Source organism: Streptomyces sp. NPDC048057 (assembly GCF_040653095.1).
Taxonomy (GTDB): domain Bacteria; phylum Actinomycetota; class Actinomycetes; order Streptomycetales; family Streptomycetaceae; genus Streptomyces.
This window is the reverse complement of record NZ_JBEZNF010000011.1, coordinates 66,247-82,868: the sequence shown is the minus strand read 5'-3', so window position 1 is coordinate 82,868 and position 16,622 is coordinate 66,247. Positions and strand designations below refer to the sequence as shown.

At 70.1% G+C, this 16,622-nt stretch carries 18 protein-coding genes; 8 read left to right on the top strand and 10 right to left on the bottom strand.

What is annotated here, in order from left to right; genetic code table 11:
• Nucleotides 1–154: 154 nt before the first annotated feature.
• Together AB0E05_RS14955 and AB0E05_RS14950 are read left to right on the top strand one after the other, a co-directional pair.
• Entirely contained in the window at nucleotides 155–304 is a 150-nt protein-coding gene (locus tag AB0E05_RS14955) for a hypothetical protein (RefSeq protein WP_361963197.1), read from the top strand.
• A complete protein-coding gene (locus AB0E05_RS14950) occupies nucleotides 301–810 on the top strand; it encodes an STAS domain-containing protein (RefSeq protein WP_361963195.1) in 510 nt (169 codons plus the stop codon). Before AB0E05_RS14955 ends, AB0E05_RS14950 begins: the two co-directional genes overlap by 4 nt.
• Here AB0E05_RS14950 and AB0E05_RS14945 read toward each other — a convergent pair.
• A complete protein-coding gene (locus AB0E05_RS14945) occupies nucleotides 794–1,981 on the bottom strand; it encodes an ANTAR domain-containing protein (RefSeq protein ID WP_361963193.1) in 1,188 nt (395 codons plus the stop codon). The two genes, AB0E05_RS14950 and AB0E05_RS14945, sit on opposite strands and share 17 nt — an antisense overlap.
• 315 nt (nucleotides 1,982–2,296) lie before the next feature.
• Here AB0E05_RS14945 and AB0E05_RS14940 point away from each other — a divergent pair, with 315 nt between their 5' ends.
• Nucleotides 2,297–3,247: an AraC family transcriptional regulator gene (locus tag AB0E05_RS14940; protein WP_361963191.1), complete on the top strand. Its 951-nt coding sequence runs from the start codon at nucleotides 2,297–2,299 to the stop codon at nucleotides 3,245–3,247.
• A gap of 214 nt (nucleotides 3,248–3,461) precedes the next feature.
• Here the strand turns inward: AB0E05_RS14940 and AB0E05_RS14935 are convergent, their stop codons facing one another.
• Entirely contained in the window at nucleotides 3,462–3,617 is a 156-nt protein-coding gene (locus AB0E05_RS14935) for a hypothetical protein (protein WP_361963189.1), read from the bottom strand.
• A 345-nt stretch (nucleotides 3,618–3,962) separates the two neighbouring features.
• Here AB0E05_RS14935 and AB0E05_RS14930 point away from each other — a divergent pair, with 345 nt between their 5' ends.
• Nucleotides 3,963–4,310: a PRC-barrel domain-containing protein gene (locus tag AB0E05_RS14930; protein WP_361963187.1), complete on the top strand. Its 348-nt coding sequence runs from the start codon at nucleotides 3,963–3,965 to the stop codon at nucleotides 4,308–4,310.
• Nucleotides 4,311–4,452: 142 nt separating this feature from the next.
• Here AB0E05_RS14930 and AB0E05_RS14925 read toward each other — a convergent pair whose 3' ends face one another.
• Together AB0E05_RS14925 and AB0E05_RS14920 are read right to left on the bottom strand one after the other, a co-directional pair.
• Entirely contained in the window at nucleotides 4,453–5,898 is a 1,446-nt protein-coding gene (locus AB0E05_RS14925; protein ID WP_361963185.1) for a multicopper oxidase family protein, read from the bottom strand.
• An 83-nt stretch (nucleotides 5,899–5,981) separates the two neighbouring features.
• Nucleotides 5,982–6,470, bottom strand: coding sequence for a PhzA/PhzB family protein (locus AB0E05_RS14920; RefSeq protein WP_361963183.1), 489 nt, complete (start codon nucleotides 6,468–6,470; stop codon nucleotides 5,982–5,984).
• 282 nt (nucleotides 6,471–6,752) lie between these two features.
• Here AB0E05_RS14920 and AB0E05_RS14915 point away from each other — a divergent pair, with 282 nt between their 5' ends.
• Nucleotides 6,753–7,850 carry a methyltransferase gene (locus AB0E05_RS14915; RefSeq protein WP_361963181.1) on the top strand — a complete coding sequence of 366 codons (1,098 nt, stop codon included), beginning with the start codon at nucleotides 6,753–6,755 and terminating at the stop codon, nucleotides 7,848–7,850.
• Between the two features lie 53 nt (nucleotides 7,851–7,903).
• On the opposite strand, the gene phzG is transcribed toward AB0E05_RS14915, so the two are convergent.
• The 4 genes from phzG to AB0E05_RS14895 are packed head-to-tail and all read right to left on the bottom strand — an operon-like array spanning nucleotide 7,904 to nucleotide 12,067.
• Nucleotides 7,904–8,620, bottom strand: coding sequence for a phenazine biosynthesis FMN-dependent oxidase PhzG (phzG, locus tag AB0E05_RS14910; protein WP_361963179.1), 717 nt, complete (start codon nucleotides 8,618–8,620; stop codon nucleotides 7,904–7,906).
• A complete protein-coding gene (locus tag AB0E05_RS14905) occupies nucleotides 8,613–9,452 on the bottom strand; it encodes a PhzF family phenazine biosynthesis isomerase (RefSeq protein ID WP_361963177.1) in 840 nt (279 codons plus the stop codon). Before AB0E05_RS14905 ends, phzG begins: the two co-directional genes overlap by 8 nt.
• A gap of 54 nt (nucleotides 9,453–9,506) precedes the next feature.
• Nucleotides 9,507–11,390: an anthranilate synthase family protein gene (locus AB0E05_RS14900; RefSeq protein ID WP_361963468.1), complete on the bottom strand. Its 1,884-nt coding sequence runs from the start codon at nucleotides 11,388–11,390 to the stop codon at nucleotides 9,507–9,509.
• Nucleotides 11,391–11,443: 53 nt separating this feature from the next.
• Nucleotides 11,444–12,067 carry an isochorismatase family protein gene (locus AB0E05_RS14895; protein WP_361963175.1) on the bottom strand — a complete coding sequence of 208 codons (624 nt, stop codon included), beginning with the start codon at nucleotides 12,065–12,067 and terminating at the stop codon, nucleotides 11,444–11,446.
• Between the two features lie 198 nt (nucleotides 12,068–12,265).
• On the opposite strand from AB0E05_RS14895, the gene AB0E05_RS14890 reads away from it, so the two are divergent.
• From AB0E05_RS14890 to AB0E05_RS14880, 3 genes are all read left to right on the top strand, one after another.
• Nucleotides 12,266–12,721 (top strand): hypothetical protein, encoded by a 456-nt coding sequence (locus AB0E05_RS14890; protein WP_361963173.1) that lies wholly within the window; start codon nucleotides 12,266–12,268, stop codon nucleotides 12,719–12,721.
• A 296-nt stretch (nucleotides 12,722–13,017) separates the two neighbouring features.
• Complete coding sequence (locus AB0E05_RS14885) at nucleotides 13,018–13,245, top strand: hypothetical protein (protein ID WP_361963171.1); 228 nt, start codon at nucleotides 13,018–13,020, stop codon at nucleotides 13,243–13,245.
• Nucleotides 13,246–13,270: 25 nt separating this feature from the next.
• Entirely contained in the window at nucleotides 13,271–13,891 is a 621-nt protein-coding gene (locus AB0E05_RS14880; RefSeq protein ID WP_361963168.1) for a response regulator transcription factor, read from the top strand.
• Between the two features lie 268 nt (nucleotides 13,892–14,159).
• Here AB0E05_RS14880 and AB0E05_RS14875 read toward each other — a convergent pair whose 3' ends face one another.
• Complete coding sequence (locus AB0E05_RS14875) at nucleotides 14,160–14,954, bottom strand: AfsR/SARP family transcriptional regulator (RefSeq protein WP_361963166.1); 795 nt, start codon at nucleotides 14,952–14,954, stop codon at nucleotides 14,160–14,162.
• Between the two features lie 290 nt (nucleotides 14,955–15,244).
• Nucleotides 15,245–16,459, bottom strand: a complete 1,215-nt coding sequence (locus AB0E05_RS14870) for a hypothetical protein (protein WP_361963164.1) — start codon at nucleotides 16,457–16,459, stop codon at nucleotides 15,245–15,247.
• Nucleotides 16,460–16,622: the final 163 nt, after the last annotated feature.

Genomic DNA, 16,622 nt, shown 5'->3' with positions numbered 1-16,622 from the left:
CAAGTGACTCACGTGCTTCGGAATGCAGGCACACCGCAGGTCGGCGTCCCGCGAGGACGCACCTGCCGGGGTGTCGTGGCGCGTGTGTTCGTCTGTCTGCGGCCCGTGTGACGCCCCGTGCCGAACTGTGAACCCGATCATGCGGAGCGGTCACATGAGCATGCCCGTCTGTCACACCGTTCGCCGTGCGCGCTCGTACGACGACGCACCGGACACCTCCCGGATCGCGTCGCGGTACCGCAGCACGCTCTTGCTCGCCGCCACCTGCGCCGACTTGCGCGACCGCGCCTTGGCGGGCCCGTGAACCGATCCGGAGCCTTCGCCCACCGCACCCGTTTCACCCCGGGGTCGACGCCGGGCGCCGAAGTGGCCGCCGTGCGCCTGTGGGGAGAGCTGGACCTCTCGACCGGTGGAGAGCTGGATGCCGTCACGGAGATGTGCCTCGCGCTGCGGCCCGAGGGCATCCGCGTCGACCTCACCGGCCTTCGTTTCATGGACTGCGCCGGGCTGCGGCACCTGGAGGACGCCGCAGCCCGAGCTGCCGAAGCGGGTATCGCCTACACGCTCTGCGGCACTCCGCGTCCGCTCGTGATCCGACTCTTGACCTACACGGGCACGGCCGTGCTGTTCGCGTCCGCACCAACGCCGGACGTCGCGGCCCCTTCGACAGCCGGACGCGAACCCGCACGGGCACCGGGACGTCGAGCGGTTCGCTGCTGGGAACGCGTGGTGCGGCTGTCGATGCTCACCGCTGCCAGCGGTACGGTCGCCACGTCGCTGTTCCTCTCGGCCTTCATGGAAGCGGCCTGACGGAGCCGGCGGATGTGGCCGCCCGCCCCCCTGCGTGCACGTCCTCCAACGCGTCCAGTACGACGGTGCGGTGGTGCCACTGAAACCACGCTCCCGCCGCACGTCCGAGCGAGGTGACGGCTCGTACCGACGGCGCGTCAGGAAGGACGCCGGGTTCGGCGTGGTGCACGCAGACCTCGCCCACGAACCGGCCGTCCGGCGCCAGCAGCGGGACGGTGTGGCGCGTACGGGCTCCGCACGCCAGCAGCGCGGAGCGCCACGCCTCGCCGTACTGTGGGTCCACCGCGGTGTCCAGCACCGTGACCGCTGCCGCACCGGGGGGCCGACGCCCGGAGGGCTCCGTACCGTCGGCGAGCTCCCACGCCGAAAGGAGACGGTCGTCGGGAAAGCGGTGTGCCTCGGTCCGTAGCGTCGCGTCGTGCGGGTCGATCAGTCGCACCACGCCCATCGCGGTCCCCGTGACGTTGAGGACGCCGGCCAACACCGACGCGAGGGCCTCGGCGCGATTGGCCGCCGACGCGCCCCAGTCGCCTGCGAGCGCGATGGAAGGGGGCACGGTGCGCGCCCGCCCCGGGAACCACGGACCCGCTGACGCCCTCGGCGGACGGGCGGCGAGGAGCGCCGAGGCCAGGTGGCGGAGCCTGAGGTTGTGGCGTTGGGCGACCGACTTCAGCAACGCGAGTGCGGCGTGAGCGTCAAAGATGCCGTAGCGGCCCTGTACGACGCCCTGGGCCTGGGCGATCACCGTGCGGGACGCCAACTGTCGACGCAGGTGACGCACTTCCCCCGACGCCGACGCCGACGCCGACGTCGACGTCGACGTCACGGCGACCGGCGGCGAGTGCATCGTGACCGGAGCGTTCGGCACGGACGCCATCTCGCTGAGCAATGCGGCGGGGGAGGCCGCCGCGATCGTGCCGCGGGGCGCGGAGACACCGGGCGCGAGTCCCGTCACAAAGACGGGAATGCCCGGTTCGCCCCGGCTCGGAAGGGCGTGAACCGCCCACGTCGGCGGTAGTTGCGCACGGGACAGCTCCAGGACGACGCCCGAACACCCTGTGGGAACCTCACGCAACCACATCGCCCACTCCTCGGCCTCGACGCGTCCGACGACGTCGAGCACCACCAGCCAGCCGGTGCCGCGGAACGGCCACACCAGGTGTCTCCGCACGGACGCCGCACTCCTGAGCGCCACGGTGGTCCCCCCTCGTCGTACGGCCCCGCGGGCCCGTTGCTGCGCGACCTTCCACCCTGCCCGGGGACGGCGCCCAGCACGAGGACGGACGGCGAAGGGTTCCGGCCCCGGCAGCCGGAAAGCGAAACCTGGACGATCGGTGACGGCGCGCGACGTCGTACGCTCGGTCGTGGACAGAGCGGCAGAGCGAGGGCTTCGCTCCGGAAGGACGGACATGAGGTACGCATCAGCGGGAACGGACGCCCCGTCCCGACGTCGTGGCAGGAGACGGGCGCGCGTGGGTGGGCGTCGGTGAGCACCCTCGTCTTCGACAGCGCCGACCTGGGGCGCACGGAGGAGTTCCTGAGCGAGGCGTACACCCGGATGCGCATCGCCAGCAGCACGCCCGCAGACAGCCGCGTCCGGGTCTCGCGGCACGCGGCGCACACGGTGAGCGTGGATGTGCTGCGCCTGGGCTTCGAGATGAGGTACGACGCCGAAGCGCTGGGCCGCGTCTGTCTGTGCAGCGTGCACTCCGGCACCATCCGCAACCGGGTCGCCGGTGCGCAGGAGGACGTCTTCGGGCCGGGCGACCTGGTACAACTCGCGCCCCCGGACCGCCCGTACGCCGGCCGGGTCGAGCGGGCCCGCTACCGCATCACCATGTTCGATCCGCTCCTGCTCACCCAGGTGGCGGCGACGGCGCAGCGCGAACGCGGCCCCGTCCGGCTGACCGGACACCGCCCCCGTTCGACCGAGGCGGCCCTCAGGCTGCACAGCGTCATCCACCACCTGCAGACCCAGGTCCTGGGCGCACCCGTCGCGCAGGAGCCGCTCGTCGTCTCCACGGCCGCGCAGTACCTGGCGGCGAGCGTGCTCCACACCTTCCCCCACAACGCCGTGACGGAACCCACCGCCCAGGACCGTGGCGACGCGCGGCCCGTCACCCTGCGTCGCGCCGTCGCCTACATGGAGTCGCACGCCGACCGCGCGATCACCGTCGCGGACGTCGCGGAGGCCGCGCACGTCACGGTCCGCGCGCTCCAGTACGCCTTCCGCCGCCACCTGGGAACCACACCCATGCGGTACCTTCGCCAAGTGCGACTGGCGGCCTTCCACGCCGACCTGCTCACGGCTGACCCCGAGTCAGGGGCGAGCGTGACGACGCTCGCGGCCCGTTGGGGCTTCGCCCACGCAGGGCGTCTCGCCCGCGAGTACCGGGCGGTCTACGGCCGCACCCCGGTCGAGACCCTGCGCGCCTGAGTCCGTCACCCGAGCGCTGACGTCCACGTCGTCACTCGGCGACGACCTGCTGGACCGCCCGGCTGGAGCGCAGGCGTACGGCCAACGGGGCGCCGTCGTCACTGCCGTCGGGCGGGATGCCGCCCGAGGCTGGCCGGGCTCGTGGGGCCCACCTTCTCACCCGGTGCCACCGGAGGTGCGCTCGCCCGGGTCCCGATGCGCGGAGTCGGGCTCCTCACCAATAATGTCGCCGGCCACCGACCGTGCGTCCCACGGCCCCCAGAACCCACAGCACCGCGCCCACGCCGACGAGAACGGCCCCGACGGTCCACAGGAATCCGATGCCGGTCACCATGCCGACGATCAGCAGAACAAGCCCCAGGAGTATCACGGTTGTTCCTCCCATTCGTTGCGAGACTTTCCTCAAGACGCGACTGCCACGGCCCGCCGCGCTGAAACCTGGAACGTGCCCGGTGCGCCTCTGAGGCGCGACGCGGTCGGCGTCCGGGAAGGGATCGGGCGGCGGAGCTGTCGAGGGCCCCAACGCACGGCCCGGCAGGTGCCACCGACCGTGCAACGGGTGCCGACGGGCGTACCGCGGCGATCGACGTGCATGTACGGGCGACGCCTGGGCAGGCGCCAGGCCGAGACGGTGAGCAGGTCCGCGATCGGACCGCTCCGGTCGCGCATCGTCGCCCCGTCCGTTCCATCGACAGCACGGAGAGAGGAGTCCGCCATGACCGAGAACGCGTGGAACTACACGCCCGCCGCCGGCTACCCCACGGGGGCCGACCTCAAGGGATTCAAGGTCGAGGCAGTGGACGGCAGCATCGGGAAGGTCGACGAGCACAGCGAGGAGGTGGACGCGGCCTGTCTGGTCGTCGACACCGGACCGTGGATCTTCGGCAAGGAGGTCCTCATTCCCGCCGGCGCGGTCACCCAGGTCGACCTGGCCGAGGAGAAGGTGCACGTCGGGTTGACGAAGGACCAGGTCAAGGGAGCGCCCGAGTTCCATCAGGAGGGGCGTCTTCCCGACCCGGGCTACCAGGCGATGCTGGGCGCCTACTACTGGCCCCGCCTCTGACAGCCCTCCCTCCGCCCGCCGTTGACGCTCGACGCGGCGGGCGTACGGCGGGGCAGCAGTGTGAGGACTCACCCTGTCGTTGGGTGAGTCCTCACGTCGAGATCGTTCCTGCCGCGCGCCGGGCGAGCGGACGCGCCGCCGCTCAGGCGATCTTCATCGTGGCCATCATGCCCATCGCGGAGTGGTCGAGCATGTGGCAGTGGTACACGAACTCGCCCGCATAGGTGTCGAAGGTCGCCTGGAGCTTCACGGTCTCACCCGGCATCACGGCCACGGTGTCCTTCAGCCCCGACTCGGCCGGACCCGGGGCCACCCCGTTCCGTTCGATCACCCGGAACTGGACCAGGTGCATGTGGAAGTTGTGCGGAGCCCTCGTGTTGGCGTTGGTGACCGTCCAGATCTCGCTGGCGCCGAAGCGGACGTGCTCGTCGATGCGATTGTGGTCGTAGACCTTGTCGTTCAAGTACGCCTGCGGGTTGGGCCGGCCGTCCTCGTCCATCCGCATCACGATGGTGCGGTGGGCGGTGGGCGTGGGCAGGGGCGGCAGGGTGCGCAGCACGGCGGGGACGGAGCTGGGGTCGCTGGCGGTGTGCGTCACGTCGAAGCGCAGGACCTGCTCGGCCGTGCCGTTGCTCGCGACGCTCTCAAGGAAGACCTGGGAGCCGATCGGGTAGGCCGAGAAGTCGATGACGACGTCGGCCCGCTCGCCGGAGGTGATGAAGAGGGACTGGGTGGTGTGCGGCGCGGGCAGGAGCCCGCCGTCCGAACCGACCTGGATCATGCTGGCGTTGCCCGACAGGCGGAGCGTGAAGAAGCGCTGGTTGGACGTGTTGGCGAGGCGGAAGCGGTACTTGCGGGCGGCGACCTGGAAGTACGGGTAGGGCACCCCGTTGGTCAGCACGGTGGTCCTGGTGCGGTCTCCCATGGTGTAGACGAGCTGGCCCGCGGAGTCGAAGCGTGCGTCCCGCAGTTGGACCACCACGTCGTACGCGCCCTTGGGCAGCGGCAGGGCGTCCTCGACGTCGTCGCCGATGAGGTAGCTGCCCTGCAGTCCGCGATAGACGTTCTCCGACTCCAGGTGGTGGGCGTGGTCGTGGTACCAGAGCGAGGCGTGCGGCTGCTGGTTGGGATAGGTGTACACCCGGGTGGTGTTGGGCGCGATGAGGTCCATGGGGCCGCCGTCGCTGTAGGGCTCCACCGAGGCGCCGTGCAGATGGCGTGCGATGGGTACGGTGAGGCCGTTGTGCTGGTGGATGACGACGGGGCGGTTCTTCCGTGCCTTGATCGTGGCACCGGGGAACTGCCCCGCGTAGGTCAGCAGTTGGGTGTTGAAGCCCGGGAGGATCTGCTTGGTGGCGGTGATCACGCTGATGTCGTACCGGTCCACCCCGCCGGTGGTGGACGTGGGCTGCGCCACGGGGATCAGCGGCATGGCCGTCTGGAACGGCACGACGGGCGGGGGCGTGGCGGCCTTGGCCGCGGTGTCCGCCGCGCCCTTGTGCGTGAGCGCGGGGAGTAGCGCGGCCCCCGTCGAGCCCACGGCAGCGGTGGCGAGCCCTGCTCCGAGCAGACTTCTTCTGGTGACCATGATGTGTCCTTAAGGAGGCTGTTGGTCCGGAAGGAACGGCTGGGAAGCGGGCCGGGAATCGGCGCATCGCGGCCCGCCCTCTTTCAGGTGGGGATCCCCGCGCGCTTCACCTCGGGGACGGGAATGCCGAGCGCCCGCATCTGCTCCAGCGGATTCATGAACTCGCGGTTGCGCACGATCAGTCCGTCGTCGAGTTCGAACGAGTGCAGGAAGTGGTTCTCGTAATGGCCGTCCGCATAGCCCGGGAACTTGATCTTTCCGTGGCCGTCGCACTCCACCCAGAAGAAGTTCGGGTCCTGCGTCTCGAAGATCTGGATGTTGTACCACTCCCAGTCCGGGAAGCAGGCGAGCGACCACACGCCGTGCTCGCCCAGGCGGTCCCGGCCCTGGATGACGATGGGCGCGCCGGTGTCGTTGGTCCACAGGCCGCCGCTGCCGTGCTCGACGAAGAGTTCGTGGCGGCGGAGCCGGGCCTCTCCCTTGGTGTCCGCCAGATACTTCTCAACGGTGGCTCGGTTCTTTCGGCGCAGTGCGACGTCAGCGCTGAAGACCTGCGGTGTTGCCTCTGACATGAAATCCCCCCGGCAGGGTTCGCGTGGAAGCGTGGGATGCGGCCGTGGCCCCGGTGGCACGGACATGGGCACGGGGATCATGGCCGCCCCCGTTTGACGCCGAATTGAGGATCGATCGAGCACGCCACTCCTGACGGCGCGCTCGACGGGGCCACCGCGGCACTGGCCTGACTCTCGAACGGCCCCCGAAGGGCCCCCGGCAGACTCCGAGCGCCGGCCCGGGTCACCCGTGGGCCCGTGACCGGCACAGGTCAGAGGAATCGGCGAAAGGGGAGATCACCGATGGCAGGCACCCTCCGTGAAACGGCGGTCCCGGGGCTCGCGGACGACACCGTGCACGGCGCGGACGCCGGGCAGGACGCAGGCCCCGCCGCCGCAGCGGCACAGGCCACGGACGAACTGCTCGAACTCTCGCTGGGCTATCTCTACTCGGCCGCCCTGAACACCGCCGCCCGCTTCCGCATCGCCGACCACCTGACGGGCGGTCCGCGCACGGCCGGGGAACTCGCCGCGGCAGCGGGCGTGGACGACGCGTACCTCTACCGGGTCCTTCGGCTGCTCGCGACCAAGGGGGTGTTCCGGGAGGACGAGGAGGGCGGGTTCCACCTCACGCCGTCCGCGCGACTGCTGCGCACGGACGCGGAACAGTCCCTGCGCGACTACGTCCTGGTCCGCGGCGAGCCGGTCTTCTGGCAGTCAGCGGCTCAGCTGCACGAGGCGGTGCGCACCGGCACCAACGCGTTCGAGTCCGTCCGCGGCGTGCCCTTCTACGACCACATCGCCGCCGACCCGGAACTCGGCAGGGCGTTCAACTCCAGCATGGCGGCCTTCTCGCAGGTGCTCAGCAACAAGGTGGTCGATGCCTTCGACTTCTCCGGGTGCAGGAGCGCCGTGGACGTCGGCGGCGGGCGCGGCGGCCTCCTGCGCACGGTGCTGCTCCGCAACCCCCATATGACGGGGACCCTTCTGGACCTGGAACCCGTGGTGGCGGGACACGAACTCGACCTTCCCGAGCTCGCCGGCCGCTGGACCGCCGTGGCCGGGGACTTCTTCGCCTCGGTGCCGTCGGGCGCCGACGTCTATCTCCTCAAGCACGTCCTGGCCAGTTGGCAGGACGACGAGTGCGTGCGCATCCTGGAGACGTGCCGCGCGGCCATGCCCGCACACGGCCGCCTGCTCGTCGTCAACGCGCTGATCCCGCCGGGCAACGAGCCCCACGCGGGCAAGACCGGGGACGTGCTGATGATGACGGTCCTCAACGGGCGAGGCCGCACCCGTGCGGAGTACGAGGCGCTGCTGGCGGCATCGGGGTTCACGGTCGTCCAGGTGTCGGACACCTCCTCGCACGCCTCGGTCATCGAGGCGGTGCCCGCCGGCTGAGGGCGAGCCCCCCCGGGGAGGCCCGGGGGGTCCGTCCGCCTCAGAGTGGTGGTTCACGGCTGGAGCCGGTCGACCCTCCAGCCGTCGGCCGTGCGTTCGTAACACAGCCGCTCGTGCAGCCGATCAGTGCCGTTGGCCCAGAACTCCACGACGGCGGGGGCGAGCCGGTAGGCGGCGAACGTCCCGGGGCACGGCAGCGCCCGCTGCGGTTCGCTCAACGCCCGTGCCCTGGCGCGCAGGTCGGCCACGTCGGCGGGGCTCTTCAGCGGCCGGCTCTGCCGGGAGGCCGTGCTCATCGCGTGGGTGAAGACCGGCCGGGCCTCCCACAGGGCCCGGGCCTCGGCGTGGGGCAGCCGGTGCACCGGGCCGGCCAGGGTGATCTGCTGGCTGGTCTCCCGCCAGTACAGGACGCCCGACGCCCACGGGTTCTCGGCCAGTTCCCGTCCCTTCCGGCTGTCGGCGTGACTGACGAAGCCGATGCCGTCCCCGGTCACCGAGCCGAGGACGACGACGCGGGACGAGGTGCGGCCCCGGGCGTCGGCGGTGGCCAGCGCCAGCGCGCGCGGCTCGCGAACGCCGAGGGACGCACTGCGTTCGAGCCAGGCGGCCAGCAGACCCATCGGTTCGACCGGCGGTACGCCGTACTCGGGGAAGGGCACCTCCTGGGTGCCGGTGAGCGACTCCGACCGCGTCGCGTGCCGACGGCCGCCCGTACCGTCCGCGTCGTCCGGGCCGACCGGGGCTGTGGGCGGCAGGGGACGGTCAGACATGGAGCACCCCCTCGGCGGTGATGACGCCGTGACCGCTGACCTCCACGGAGTCGACCTGGTCGCCCTGCCCCTGGACCAGCGCCTCCATGAGCGAGGGACGGCCGATCTCGACGCCCTGGGTGATGTGGGTGTCCTGCCCGTACGAGCTCAGGCCGTGCCGCGCGAGATGGATGGCGATGGGGCCGGCCGCGGACCCGGTGGCCGCGTCCTCCACCACCCCGTAGGAGGGCGAGAACATGCGGTTGCGCCAGGCGGTGCCGCTTCCGGCGTAGCAGTTGACCGCCAGGTCGGAGAAGGACGACAGGGCGCGGTGATCGGGGCTGACCTGCGACAGGGCTTCCACGCTGTCGAGCCCGACGAGGACGTGCCGTGGGCCGTTCACATAGATCTCGACGGGAAGGGCCGACGCGCCGACGTGCAGCGCGTCCAGCAGCTCGTCGGTGCGGTCGAACGGTTTCCACCAGGGCACCGGTTGCCGCATGCTCGCCCGGGCCACCCGTTCGCCGACGTGCTCCAGGGTGAAGGGGATGACTCCCGCGGCGGTCTCCAGCCGCAGCCGGTCCGTCCCGGCGCGGTTGCCCAGGGCCACGGCGGTGCCCAGGAGCGGGTGTCCGGCGAAGGGGAGTTCGTTGACGGGGGTGAAGATCCGGACGTGGGCGTCACCGTCGAGGTCACGGGGGCGCAGCACGAACGTGGTCTCCGAGAGGTTCATCTCCCGGGCGATGCGTTGCATCTGCTCGGCGGTCAGGTCGTCGCCCTCCAGGACGACGGCCACCGGGTTGCCGCTCAGGGGGCGGGCGGAGAAGGCGTCGACGACAACGTACTGGTGCATGGGCTCCTCACTCGTCACGGGGTGCGCCACGGTCGGCGGGGGCGGGACGTCCGATCAGCCCGCCATGACGGATGCTCGATCCAGCACGTCGGCCAGGGCCGTGCCCACGATGCGTGGACCGTCCTGAGTGAGCACGGACTCCGGGTGGAACTGCAGGGAGGTGAAGCCGGGGCCGCGCAGCGCGTGGACCTCGCCGCTGACGGCGTCCCTGCTCACCTGGACGGCGCCCACGTCGGTCACGGTGAACACGTCGTGCTCGCTGGTGAGCGCGAAGGTGTTGTAGAAGCCGACGTGCTCCTGGGCCCCGAACAGGTCGATCTCCTGGTGCACCCCTTGGCTGGGTGTCGCCTTCCGGCGCGCGGGCAGTCCGAGCCGCAGACCGAGGACCTGGTGGCTGAGGCAGACCGCGAGGAACGGCTGACGGCGGTGCAGCAACGTGTCCACCGCCGCGTGCAGGTGCCGCATCCTCGGGTGCGTCCTGTCCTGGGGGTCGCCGGGCCCGGGGCCCATCACGACGAGGTCGTGGTCCGCCGGGGAAGCGTCCTCGTCGAAGCGGCGGACCGTCACCTCCAGCCCCAGGGAGTCGAGCTGCTGGCGGAGCATCGAGGTGAAGGAGTCCTCCGCGTCCACCAGGAGGACACGGCGGCCGGCCAACCGCGGGTGCGGACCGGCGTGCCCGGCGCCGCCGGCGAGCCAGAAGGCACCGATGGCCTCGTTGCGCTGCTCCAGGGCTTCGCGGACGCTCGGGTGGCCCGCGAAGCGCCGCGGTTCCTCGTTGAGCGCGGCCAGGAGCCCGGCGGCCTTGGCCCGCGTCTCGGCGGCTTCGGATCCGGGATCGGAGTGCCGCACGATCGTGGCGCCCACGGAGATGCCGACGCGGCCCGTGGCGGAGATGTCCGCCGTACGGATCAGGATCGTGGAGTCCATCACCCGGGTGCCGTGCGCGTCCCGTCCGATGAGCGCCGCGGCTCCGCTGTAGTAGCCGCGGCCCTCCGGTTCGTAGCGGCGGATGGTCCGGCAGGCGCTCTCCAGGGGGCTTCCGGTCACTGCGGGCGAGAACATCGTCTCGCGCAGGATGTCCCGGACGTCGTGGTCGGTCGCGCCTTCGATCAGGTACTCGGTGTGCGCCACCCGGGCCATTTCCCTCAGCCGCGGGCCGACGACCCGACCGCCCCCGTCGCAGATGCGGCCCATCATCTTGAGTTCCTCGTCCAGGACCATGTACAGCTCGTCGGTCTCCTTGCCGTCGCGCAGGAACTCCAACACGCCTTCCAGCGTGGGACCCGTCGGGGGATAGCGGTAGGTACCGCTGATGGGGTTCATGACGGCGGTGCCGAGATCGAGGCTCACGTGCCGTTCGGGCGAAGCGCCGACGAGGGTCCGGGTGCCCGTGTGGATCAGGAAGGTCCAGTGGGCACCGGACTCCCGTTCGACGAGACGGCGGAAGAGCGCGGGGGCGACGTGCGGGCCGTGGTCCGTGATGTCCGCGACGTACGTGCGCTTGATGACGAAGTTCGCCCCCTGCCCCGTGCCGATCATCTCCCTGATGACGCTGCGCACCACGTCCTCGTACGCCTGGTCGTCCACGTCGAAGTCGCCGTCCGACAGCCGGGTCGGCACCTGGGGGATGCGGGTCAGCGCTTCGGTCAGCGGCAGCTGCTGCTGGTGGGCGATGTCCATGGCCACCAGGGGTGTTCCGTCGTCGACACAGGCGAAACCGCGCTCGACGAGCTGTCGGTAGGGGAGGAGCACCAGCACGTCGTGCCGTGGCTCCACGGCTGTGTCGGAGCCGGGGGCCGGGGGCAGGGGGATGTCCGCGAGCGTCACGGGGAAGGTCACCGTGCCCTCGACGACCTCCACGACGTCCGGGCCGGTGACGCCGGGGCGGTGCAGCAGTGCGAAGGCGTCCGCCTGTCCGCCCAGCACCCGCTGGAGCACGTCCGGGTCCCCGTGGCCGCCGTGCCCCGGGCGGCCGTTCGGCTCGCCGCCCGTCACGTCAGGACCTGCTTGACCGTGGTGACCAGGGCACAGCGCTCGGCGGCGTAGGTGAGGGCCAGTCGGTGGTACTCCTGCGAGAAGTCCGCGGTGGCGTCCGCGACGAGGAAGGGCTGTACGTCGTGGGCGAAGGCGTCGAGCGCGGTGGCGAGGATGCCGACGTGGGCGTAGACGCCGCACAGGATCAGCTGATCGCGGCCCGCGGCGCGCATCCGCTCCAGGAGATCGGTCCTGAAGAACGCGCTGTAGCGCCGCTTGGTGAACATCCAGTCGGTGTCGGTCGGCGCCAGGGCGTCGACGACTTGGCGGTCTTCGGGAGCCGTGCGCATCCCCGGGCCCCAGAAGTCCTGGAGCAGACCGCGTTCGGCCCTGTCCATTCCGCCAGGCTGGGCGGTGTAGGCGACGGGGACGCCGAGTGCGGTCGAACGCTCGCGCAGGTGCACCGTGTGGGAGACGAGCGGATCGCTCAGACTGTCGGGCAGCGGCCTGAGGAAGTACCGCTGCATGTCGTGGACCAGCAGGACTGATCGCTCGGGGTCGAGGCTCCAGGCCACTGCGCGTGCAGGGAGATCGCCTTCGGTGGGCAGCGGGTATGCGGTCACAGGGGGTATGCCGGTCATCGCTCCAATTTCCTTGCTTCAGGCAGGTCCTCGTCCTCACGTGGAACCGCTCGACCGTCGGCTGGCTGACCGGGCCGGCCCGGCTTCCGTCGCCGCCCGGTCGCGGCGGCGGACCGACGGGTCCTTGTTCAGCCGTGTGCATCGGGGATCAGTTGCCGTGTCACGGACCCCCCAGGGCTCGTTTTGAGATCTCGCCCAATGTGCACCTCCGTCTTCGATGCCGAATCGACGGTGAAACGACGCCATGGCGGTGTGCACCCGCTCGACCGGCGGGCCGGTGTGGATTTCGACGGGGCGTCGCGCACACCGGACTTGATTGTCCACCGTCAGATTTCGGCGCCCCGCAATGCGGGATTGCCAGGAATCGGACCGGAGCGGAACACCGACCGCGTGCCTGCCCTGCTGCACGGCAGCCCGCTGAAGCACTTCCTGTCGTGCCGAACCAATCGACCCGACGCCGACCTTCCCGTCATCCAAGAGGTGCTTCTCTGTCCAGATTTTGAGATGGCTGCCAACCGTGCGTACACGGCTGTCGTTCGGGTGCCGAAGGGAGGGTGCGCAATCTCAAACAAGCTATGGCTGGAAGGTGGCTGCGCAGGCCCCGATGAGGCTGGTGAGGTCAGGGCGACGGCATCGACGCGGCCCCAGCCTTGAGTGTCTTGAATTCTGCTGCGGAACGCACTATTCCAGCCTCGCAGCAGGGCAGGTTGAGAATGGTTGCCGTGCACTCCGTGGCTGAACTTCAGCGCTCTCCGCGGACGTTGCGCTGCGGTACCTCCCCGTTTAGGTGGTACGAACAGGGGCAGGGTTACGACGTGATCACTCCACATCGATCTTGTCAGGAGGCTGGACCGCGGACTACCGTATGTCACATGCCAGCCAACATGTGATATGGGGGATCAATGGCAGATTCTGCGGCACGGGTGTCAGCGGCAAACGCGCGTTGCGCGGTGCGCAATGACATCCAAGTGCTGGCAACTACCTTTATCCCGAGCTGTCGCGGCGAAGGACGGGTGGATCCGGGAACATTTCTGGTTACTGGTGTCAATTCAATCGCACGCTCCGTAGAGCAGCATGACCAGCTGCTCGCCCAGTTTTCACTGGTGCGCAGCGTCACAGGAATTTCGCCATTGCCGAAGAAAGCGTACTTACAGGCGGGGGCTGGCCATGCGGCCTGACCATAGAGGTCCGCTACGGATAGTCTTGATCGACGGCCATACGCTGCTGCGTGAAGTGATGCGCGAAGCGCTCGAAATGGAACCGGACATGGCCGTTGTCGGCGAAGCTGACAACGGTGGATCCGGCATCTTGGCTTGCAAAATGGAGCAACCCGACGTCGTGTTGCTGGACGTCAACGTTCCCGGCGGGCCGATCGCTGACATCGTCAATGCGATCCACTCGATATCCCCGAATGCCAGAGTGTTGGTCGTCAGTATGGACGAAGTTCCGGTACTGGTGCGTCAACTGCTTGATTGCGGTGTGCGTGGCTATCTGAACAAGTGGGTAAGTCGGGCCGATCTGGTGGCCAGTATCCGCGCGGTCTGCGCGGACGACATCCGCATCGTGCTACACGTATCTGCCGAGGTGCTGACCTCCATTGCCTCGGCGTCGAACTACCTGGAGGTGCTCACCAAAAGAGAGCTGGAGATTCTGACCCTGGTGAGCGAGGCCATGAGCAATCGTCAAATCTCGCGGCGACTGACCATCGCCGAGAGTACGGTGAAGCGTCATCTGGGGGCCATTTTCACCAAGCTGGGTGCCCGTTCCCGGCTCGATGCCGTCAACAAGGCAATTTCCATAGGGCTCATCTCCCGTGCTGGATAGGAATGTTGCGCGAAGGGCTTCGAGGCGTGCTCGTGGCGCATTCGCGGCTCGCACCCGAGGTGTGGGGGCACGCCGTTACGGCAGGTACGTGCCGTACCCGCCGACTTCACCAGGGTGAACGGCGAGGGCAGGAAGAAGGACCCTGGGGTCTTTCGTTTGGATCAGGCCCGGTGAGCCTGCTGACCAGGTCGTACGGCATCCGCGCGATCGGGGATCGTCCCTTGGCGATCCCCGATCCGTCACCGTGTCGCCGGCGGAGCGGGACTTCTCAGCAGGACTTCTCCGGCACCGCCCCGTACGACCAGGAGTCGCGTCCCGCCAGGACCTCCTGGTGCAACTCCCGCAGCACGTCCGACGGTTCGAGGCCGAGTTCGGTCGACAGCGTTCTGCGGAGGTGCTGGTACGCGATCAGCGATTCGTTCCGTCGGCCGGTGGAGGCCAGCGCCTTGATCAGCTGTGCGTGATACCACTCGTTGAGCGGATCGGCCAACAGAATGGCCTTCAGCTCGCCGACGAGTTCCCGGTGCCGACCCAGCATCGCGTCGGCCTGGATGCGCAGTTCGACGGCGTGCGCCCGCTGCTCCGTGAGATGCACGACGTGCGCTCGGATCGACGGGCCGGCCGTCACGTCGGCGAGCGGCGGTCCCGACCAGAGGTCGAGCGCCTGCCGCAGCAGCCGGCCCGCCGTGGCCGCGTCACCGGCGTCGAGCGCGGCGCGTCCCTGCTTGGTCAGCCGGAGGAACGACGTCAGGTCGAGCCGGTCCGGGGCCACCCGGAGCATGTAGCCGGCGCCGCAGGTGGCGAGGACATCTTCGACCTTGTTCTTCGCCACCCACGGTTCGAACTGACGTCTGAGCTGGTAGATGTACGTCTGCGCGGTGGGGACGGCGCTCTTCGGCGGCTTGTCACCCCACAGTTCGTCGATGATCGCGTCGAGCATGACGATGTTGTTCGCGCACAGGAGCAGTTGCGCCAGCACGCGCCGTGCCATGGGCGCGGTCGGTGTGCAGTCGCTCACCTCGTTGGTGACGGATAGACGGCCGAGTACCTGGAAGTGCAGCACGGGCGAATGCCTCCACACGCTGATCGTCGGAACGGGCCCGAACCAGACTCTGCCGATCACTTCGCTCGCCGAGCAATGCTTCGGGGCGAAGGTCCCATACCGGTGACCGTGTCAGGTCGCGTGGACTACAACCTTCGTCGCATTGCCGTGCCGCGGAGGTTTGCCTGCGCTGGCACCGGCCCACTCCGCACCCTGAGGGCACAGTGCGCGGAGCGGCGGTCGTCGTGCCGCTTTCGGGAGCGAGCTTCCCCCCGAGGCGTGTGTGCGGAGCGTCGAGGAGGCGGTGGGCGTCAGCGCTTCCACACGGTCGCACGCCAGGTCGTCGCGGTGCCGGCGCCGTCGGTGCCGACGGCGAATCCGGCGACCACCCCCGCGTCGTTGACCGCGAACGCCGCGGCGTACGGGCCGAGGGACGACGGCGGCAGGGGGACGACCGTACCGTCGGGCTTCCACAACAGGGCCTTGTCCAACGCGGGATTGCCGTTCGGCGGCCAGGCGTACCCGACGGCCGTGCCCCGGTTGTTGATCGCCAGCACCTCCCCGGCCGCTTCCGCCGGATTGGCGAGCACGGTGCGGGTGCCGTTCGCGTTCCAGCGGGCCGTGTCGCCGTTCGGGTCGTCCTCCAGCGAAGCCCCCACGGCGGTGCCCGCCCGGTTGACGTCGTACCCCCGCCCGCGCCCGGCGTCGCGGACGGTGCCGTCGGCCGCCCACACCAGGACCCGGTCGTACGCGGTGCTCCCGGCGAGCCGCCCGTGACCGAGGACCACGCCGTTGTCGGTGATCCGGCTCGTCCGGGCCCCGACGAACCCCGCCGGGAGGGGCAGCGCGCTCACGGCGCCCGCCGCGTTCCAGCGCACGGGGCGCGCGGGGCCTCCGGTGCCGGCGCGCTGCTCGGTCCACCCGACCGCCGTGCCCGCGTTGTTGATCGACGTCGCGGTGCCGCTGTCGTCGCCGGGTAGCACGGGCAGGTCGGTCCTGCTGCCGTCCGGCTGCCAGCGCAGGGGGTGGGAGCGGTTGCCCTCCCCGGACGCGTCGCCGACCGCGGTCCCGGAGTTGTTGACGGCGGACGCGTTCCCGCTGCGAGCCCCGTCGGGAAGCGCCAACCGCGTCGGAGCGGCGCCCGGTGTCCAGCGGACGGGGTGGGACTCGGGTGCGCTGTCGTACGACAGGCCGACCACCCATCCGCGGTCGCTGAGCGCGGTCGTGCGGCTGAACCGCTCACCGGGCAGCGGCGCCAGCCGGGTGTAGCCGGGACGGCCGGCGTTCCACCGGATCGCGAGCGGCCCGTCGGAGCCCTCCACGTAGTAGTCGCCGACGACCGTGCCGCTGCTGTTCAGCCCCCTGACGAAACTGTGGAGCCCTCCCGGCGGGATCGGGAGCAGCCGTGAGGTCAGGGCCCGCTCGGAGTGTTCGGCCACCGCCACGGGCGCCGAACCCAGGAGGAGCAGGGCGGTTGCCGCCGCGGCGGCAAGGGGTACGGGGCGCGGAACGCGCAAGCGGGCCATCCGGACACTCCCGGTCTCTTCAACGACATGGACGTATCAGTGCATGGGCAGTGCGTCTGTTCCCGGCCGACGGCCGTGCTGCGGCACAAGTTTCCGCTTCCGGTCAGCCGTTGGCAGCCCGATCTCCGAAACGGCTTGATTCGTACGCCCGTTCGCCCTGATC